Origin of the sequence: Variovorax sp. Root473 (assembly GCF_001426505.1) — a bacterium.
In the GTDB taxonomy this organism is placed as follows: domain Bacteria; phylum Pseudomonadota; class Gammaproteobacteria; order Burkholderiales; family Burkholderiaceae_C; genus Variovorax.
In genome coordinates this window covers 1123-1417 of sequence record NZ_LMEV01000014.1, presented here as the reverse complement: position 1 = coordinate 1417, position 295 = coordinate 1123, and the positions used below count along the sequence as shown (strand labels likewise).

Below are 295 nucleotides of genomic sequence, written 5' to 3'. Positions count from 1 at the left end.
ACAGCGGATCGCGCAGCACGATGGCGTCGTCGTGCGTGTGCGCGTCGATGAAGCCGGGCGCGAGCACCTTGCCGCGGCAGTCGATCACGTCGACCTCTGCAATGTTCAATCCTTCAGGCAACCGCGCGCGCAGGCCTTCGCCGAGCGCGACGATGCGCTCGCCCTGCAGCAGCACGTCGCCGGGCCACGAAGGGCCGCCCGAGCCGTCGACCACGAGGCCGGCTTCGAGCAGCGTCGCGCTGTTCTTCTGTGTGTTCATGGGGGGATGCGCTGCCTTGCTCAGAAGTGAATTACG

Annotated in this window: 1 pseudogene; it reads right to left on the bottom strand. The window is 67.1% G+C overall.

Annotation, left to right across the window (positions count from 1 at the left end):
* Positions 1-259, bottom strand: a pseudogene (locus ASD34_RS28115) (D-aminoacylase); the annotation flags it as partial.
* Between the last annotated feature and the right edge of the window lie 36 nt (positions 260-295).